The organism is Pseudomonas typographi (genome assembly GCF_014694385.1).
GTDB lineage: Bacteria > Pseudomonadota > Gammaproteobacteria > Pseudomonadales > Pseudomonadaceae > Aquipseudomonas > Aquipseudomonas typographi.
In genome coordinates this window covers 1-5,971 of sequence record NZ_JAAOCA010000075.1, presented here as the reverse complement: position 1 = coordinate 5,971, position 5,971 = coordinate 1, and the positions used below count along the sequence as shown (strand labels likewise).

4 protein-coding genes and 2 pseudogenes are annotated in these 5,971 nt (G+C 58.9%); 2 read left to right on the top strand and 4 right to left on the bottom strand.

Translation table 11 applies throughout. The annotated features are described in order from the left end of the window. Positions 1-299 precede the first annotated feature (299 nt). A pseudogene (locus tag HAQ05_RS27525) lies at positions 300-1,276 on the top strand (tyrosine-type recombinase/integrase). Here HAQ05_RS27525 and HAQ05_RS29260 read toward each other — a convergent pair. The 4 genes and pseudogenes from HAQ05_RS29260 to HAQ05_RS29120 form a co-directional block, all read right to left on the bottom strand. Further along, positions 1,273-1,518, bottom strand: coding sequence for a gamma-glutamylcyclotransferase family protein (locus HAQ05_RS29260; RefSeq protein ID WP_190427469.1), 246 nt, complete (start codon positions 1,516-1,518; stop codon positions 1,273-1,275). The pseudogene HAQ05_RS27525 and the gene HAQ05_RS29260 overlap by 4 nt on opposite strands. 260 nt (positions 1,519-1,778) lie before the next feature. Further along, positions 1,779-2,171 (bottom strand): DUF7694 domain-containing protein, encoded by a 393-nt coding sequence (locus HAQ05_RS27515; protein ID WP_190427465.1) that lies wholly within the window; start codon positions 2,169-2,171, stop codon positions 1,779-1,781. A gap of 189 nt (positions 2,172-2,360) precedes the next feature. After that, positions 2,361-2,675 carry a helix-turn-helix domain-containing protein gene (locus HAQ05_RS27510; RefSeq protein WP_274603330.1) on the bottom strand — a complete coding sequence of 105 codons (315 nt, stop codon included), beginning with the start codon at positions 2,673-2,675 and terminating at the stop codon, positions 2,361-2,363. Positions 2,676-2,916: 241 nt separating this feature from the next. Beyond that, positions 2,917-4,582 (bottom strand): annotated as a pseudogene (locus tag HAQ05_RS29120) (DNA cytosine methyltransferase). Between the two features lie 878 nt (positions 4,583-5,460). Here HAQ05_RS29120 and HAQ05_RS29590 point away from each other — a divergent pair. Continuing rightward, entirely contained in the window at positions 5,461-5,826 is a 366-nt protein-coding gene (locus HAQ05_RS29590; protein ID WP_190427473.1) for a hypothetical protein, read from the top strand. Positions 5,827-5,971: the final 145 nt, after the last annotated feature.

The following is a 5,971-nucleotide window of genomic DNA, read 5'->3' as shown; positions in this document are numbered from 1 at the left end:
AATTTCCGCAACTGGTTCAACGGGCCTTGATTTTGCTGGGCTGCAAAGCAGCAAAATGCAGAGATAAGCGGAATGGAAATGGTGCCAAGTCACTGAAAATAAAAGAGTTCACGCAGGATTGCAAATCCGTCTACGCCGGTTCGATTCCGACCTCGGCCTCCACCCCTTAAGACCCCGTAGATTAACGTCTGCGGGGTTTTTTATTGTGCCTGCAGATTCGGTTGGCTGGGACATTTGGGACAGTTTTGGGACACTGAGGTCTATTGCGTGTCCCACTGGTCGCCGGCAGAATCCGCAGCATGGCGACTGTCGAACAGCGTGCAAACGGCACGTGGCGGGCCAAGATCCGCAAAAAAGGCTACCCGTCACTCTCGGCATCCTTCGACACAAAAGCAGACGCTCAACGATGGGCGGCTGAAATTGAGGGCGACATGTCACGCAAACGATTCGTGGACACCCGCGAGGCCGAGGCTACCACCTTGGCCAAGGCCCTGGAGCGCTACGAACGGGAGGTGACCGAGCACAAGAAGGGAGCCCGGCAGGAGCGGACGCGCATCAAAACCTGGTCCGAGAGCAAGTACGGCTCCAAGTCGATGGCCGAGCTGCGATCTTCGGACTTGGCCGAGTATCGAGACGCTAGGCTCAAGGAGGGCGACTCGACCAACACGGCGCGCCTATCGCTGGCCCTGCTCAGCCATCTGTACACCGTGGCGATCAAAGACTGGGGTATAGAGGGGGTGAGCAATCCTGTAGCTAAGCTGCGGATGCCCAAGGGCAGCAAGGAACGCGATCGGCGGCCGTCGTCCGATGAGCTAAAGGCGGCGCTGGCCGCCGCTGGCAAAATCCATGCTGAGATGCCGGCGATCATCGAAATCGCCATCGAGACGGCGATGCGCCGTAGCGAGCTGTTGGCACTGCGGCGGGAAAATATAAAGGGCAAGCACGCGCTGGTGGAAGACACAAAGAACGGCGCTCGCCGGCTGGTACCGCTTTCGACGTACGCCTGGGCAGTGCTCGAGTCGTTGCCGGCAAGGCTGGATGGTGCTGTGTTCTCCCTGGCGCGGCACTCGGTAAGCCAGTATTTCCTCAAGGCCTGCCGGGGTGCCCAGGTCAAACACCTGCACTTCCACGATCTGCGCCATGAAGGCACTTCCAAGCTTTTCGAAAAAGGTCTGTCGATCATGGAGGCGGGCTCGATCAGGGGCACAAGACGCTTTCGATGCTCAAGCGATACACGCATCTGTGCCCCGACGCCTTGGCGGACAAGCTGGGCTAGCCGACCCGTGACAGGGTGGGCGGAGGCTGCCGCTTTCGTCCAGGCTTGGATGGCGCATGGCGGCCTTCCTCGCACCCCTTGAGGAAGCGCCGCACAGTGTTGATGCGCCAGCAGATCCGGCTGCCTTGCTTGAAGAACGGCGGTTGCCATGGTGCACCTGCTTGCCGGGCGCTGTGGATGGATGATTCAGTTCGCCCCAGCAGCTTCGCCAGCTCCGGGATATGGATGATTTCTGGTTCCATGTTTCATCTCCAGGCCGCCCGGGGCGGCGGTCGGGGTTAGGCTGCGGGTGCAGGCTCCAGCTTGTAGTAGGTCGTGCAGCGGCATCGGGGGCAGACCATCGTGTTTGCACCTTTCAGCCATTTGCTCGGGACAGATATCCGCTCGCTCTCTTTGTGAGTGTTTCTGCAGCGACAGCAGTTAACGGTTGATTCAGGCATGGCAATAGCTCTCCAGCCCGCCAGTGTCGGCGGGGAGATAGGGGATTGAGGGCAGGGTGGTGCTAGCGGTTGCCGGACGCCCACTTGAAGGTCAGCGGCTCAGGCGAAAAGAACAGATGCCGCATGTTCGCCACGTTCACGATGTCTTGGTCGGCCGGGAAGACCTCAACGGCATCACGGTCGCGGCCACACTCGCGCTTCAGTTGCATGAGCTCATCCCAGGTCACTAGGTCTGCCCAACTTTGGCCGTTGTGTGCAGTCCGGCAGATGCTCATGCGCTGGTAGCCGTTGGCTTCATCGAACACCTGGACTAAGAACGAACGGGATCGCCACACCTCGATGATTCTAGGCGGCGGCTCGGCGGTCCATTGACTCTCGGGTATGCGGTGCAGGCACACGGGTTCCTTGGCGTTCTGCTTTGCGAGCAGGCGGCGCTGGTTTCGATCAGAATTCATGGGGGCGAACCTCACCCGCCGTTCGCCGGCTGGCTCAATAGGCAGGGAAGGGGTTAGGCGGTCCAGCGCTGAATAGCCTCGCGCGCCTGCAGCTCGGTTTATCTCGCGGAAGATTTCGCCCCGGCGCTGGCAGGCTAAATAGGTTTGATTGTTTCGAGCGCAAGGGCCCGGAATCTGAAGGGGAGGTAGTTAGGCTTGGGTGGTGAGCATCGACAGCAGCTCATCGATGAGCTTGCGGCCACGCTCAGGCAATGCCCGCCTGCAGAGGATCGCTGAATGTTCATCCTCGGTTATGCCATGGGCGACGAGCTTCCCGGACAACACGTAGGTGATATCGACACCGTGGCTTTCAATGGCGTGGAGATACCTGACCGTGGGTGAGCGGTTGTCTCGTTCATAGTGGCCCTGGGCATTCGTCTGGATGCCCGCCAACTCAGCTAACTGTTTTTGTGACAGGCCTAGGCGCATGCGTTCTTTTTTGAGACGGGTTCCAAAGCTAGTCATTTGGATATTATTTTTTTGGTTGGAACGCAATACTATGTCAAATGGGTGCCTAGTACAACATTTGTCCCCTGTTTTGGTTAGTGCGTATTTTCTTCGTCCGAAAAGTCCGGCGGCCGGCTAGGCGGCAAGTATCTCGCTCACTTGCACCATTGCGTGAGCGTGGCCAGCCAACCCTTCGTCGTCGCCTGCAATCACGGCATCGAATAAGGCGCTTAAGGTGGATCGCGCCATTACTAATAGTTTATCGCCCATGTTGCTCGTCTCTGGTTCGGGTGGGTGTTCGGGCGGCCATGCGACCTCTGGTTGGAAAGTGGCTGCGCCACGGATCGTTGGCGCGGGCAAGGGCAGCCATAGGCGGCGGACTGACGCTGTTCCCGCACATGTGCACCTGCTCGGTCTTGGTGAAGCGCCGGCCATCCGCGCCGCGGTCGATGATGTAGTCGGCCGGGAAGCCCTGGGCGCGGTACAGCTCATGGGGCTGCAGCATCCGCAGGCAGATATCGACGATCACATAGGGCATGCCCTTGATGTGCACGGTCACCAGTGCCAGGCGGTCTTTCGTGGTGATGGTCGCCAGTGGATCGTTGCAACTGCTGATGTTCTCGGTGCCGTAGTAACGGATCAGGAATGCCGCAACCCGCAGCGCACCGGCTTCATGCTCCGGCGACAGCTTGTACTCGAGCAGCGCGTGGTGTTCGGCGCCGGCCGTCATGGTCGGCACCGGCTCGTTGACCTGTCGCCCTATGCAGTTGCGACGAAGCGTGGCCAGGCTGGCGCTGACCAAAGCCTGGTGCTGACCGGTGGTCAGTGTCGGTACCGGCCCCTCGATATCCGCCGGGGCATGCCCAGTGGTATTGGTCATCAGCGTGGCCGTGACCAGCTGCTGCTGGCTGCCGGTGTTGATCACCGTGGTCATCGGCTCGTCGAGGCCCTTGGCGTGAGTGGTGTTGAAGCCGCCGTTGGCCTGGGCCATGAAGGCGGTGGCCACGCCCATCACGTGCGCGGCGCCGGCCGGGCGCTTGTCGATGACGAACTTCTTCATGCCCTTGGCCACCGCCGCAGCGTGGCGTCGGCCAGCGCCTTCTTGCGGTTGAAAATGCTCTGGCTGGGCACGGACCAGTCGATGCAGTCCGCCGCGGTGCGCCACTTCTGCTGGCCTTTCCCTGGTTTCTTCGCGTGGGTCGCCGCCGGCCAGACGATGGGCTGCCCATCGCATCTGGCGATCATGAACAGGCACTCGCGGGTGGTCGGCGCGCCAAAGTCGCAGGCCTTCAATACTCGCCATTCGACTTGGTAACCCATTTCCTCGAGCAACTGCGCAAGCGGCGCCAGGTGGTGCCCTTGCGCTTGGGATCGGGAATCAGGAATTGCTGCTGCACCGGCACCCGCTCGCCCGGGGCCGCCACGGTGCCGTCCAGCTTCATCACTCGGCCGGTGGCCTTGTTGCGCTTAACGATCAGGCGGCTCCATTGCAGGATCTGCTTCACGTTCTCCAGGCTGATTACCCGTGGGCGCTTCTTCCCGGCCCACTTCAAGCCGATCCACGACAGGTTGCGAATCTCGCGCTTGCGCGGCTGGCCTCCGGCGGCCTGGCTGTGGTGGGTGCAGTCCGGGCTCATGTGGAACCAGCCCACGGCGCGGCCCTGGCATTCTTCGTCTGGGTCGCCGGCGAACACGTCGGTGGTGAAGTGCCTGGCGTGGGGATGGTTGGCAGTGTGCATGGCGATCGCCGCCGGGCTGTGGTTCTTGGCCACGCTTACCGGTCGGCCCGGGCCCATTTCCAGTCTGGTACCGGCGCCGCCACCGCCGCAGAAGAAGTCCACCACGATCTCATCGTCTTGCGGGTCGAAGCCAAGGCGGTACTGCGTTTTGAAATCGAAGGGATGGCTCCTCTGGTGTATAGACATAAGCGATCCTCGCCAGTGGCGTGATGGGTGAAATGAGGGTATTTGTGTTCTATTCAGCTTTACGCGCTAAAGGAGCTGGTCATGATGTCCAAACGAGAAGACGATGGTCTGTTTTGTGGGGAATGCCATGAGAAGCTTGTCGATGGATCTGCGTTAGTTTCGGCATGCAATCTTTGTGGATCATCCAAGCGTTATCTGAGAGCCTCAATCTCCGAGGGAATTGGATTCTATGACGCTTCTAACAGTCTTCTGAAAGACCATGCGCGGCGTTCAGGCGACAAGGTCAGAGTGGAACAATTTCGCGGAGCGGAAAAACGAGTGTCCACGGGCGAAATGGTCCATAAGGCCCGGTTAATAGACCGGGATCGAGATAAATACTTTGAACAGATAACGGATATCCATAGTGGCGAAGTAATTCATGAGTGTAACCAGCGATTGTCCGAGCATCGGGGCCATGGTTCAGCTAGGAAATAACCAGAGTAGGGGACTGTTGCTAAACGCGTCGTGAAATACATCCATCTGCGCGGCGCCGTCGAGTCAGGCGGCGTCATGTCGCGCGCAGCCATTGCCGCGTATTCAGGGTTAGTTCACACCTCTAGCATCGCAGAGCCCTTTGAGCGGAAAAAGGTTCGCCTGCGCGATTGCCTCGCCCCTGGACCCCGTTCCCCGTAGCCACGCGGACCAAGTTATGGTGGTGAGGTCACGCAGATGCGCAAGCTCTCGTCCGATACCATCCACATGGTGGCCACGCAATGACCAATCAGGATGCTGTGGTTGTGCATAGAGGCTCCGGTAGCGTTTAGGTGTGGTCTAGTAGCGATTTGGATCTTCATGGTCTATACCTACTGTTTCAGTTGAAACTCGGTTCGGAGGAGGGTATGGACTTATATACAGTTGTAGCTCCCGAAGACTCGCTTCACCCTCACTTCAAACACATTTTGAAGTCCATTCCGAGTAATTTGTATGCACGCAAAGTAATTGCATCATGGGCTGAAGGGTTTCCAGATCGTGATGGAAAATTCGTATATGAATTTCAGACGACATTCAACTCTAGTTTATGGGAGCTTTACTTGCATGCGGCGCTCCGGGAGCTTGGTGCTGAGTTTAATTGGGAGCACTATGCACCAGACTTCACGATTTCGCTGCTCGGCCATCAGTTTTTGCTGGAGGCCACGACTGCTAATCATCTCCGTCAGCATCATAGGCAGCCAGGTGTAGGTTCCAATCTTCTATCCAATCGCTAAGGTCTCTCTGGCTCATGGCGCGGCCGTTGATTTCCTGCACAGCTTTGGGGGGATTAGAGCATGAAGAAGCGGGCGTATGTGGGCAAGCCGCTGGGCGATACGGAATGGTTGCTCGAGCAGTGGGGGTGGTGGCGGATAGAAGGGG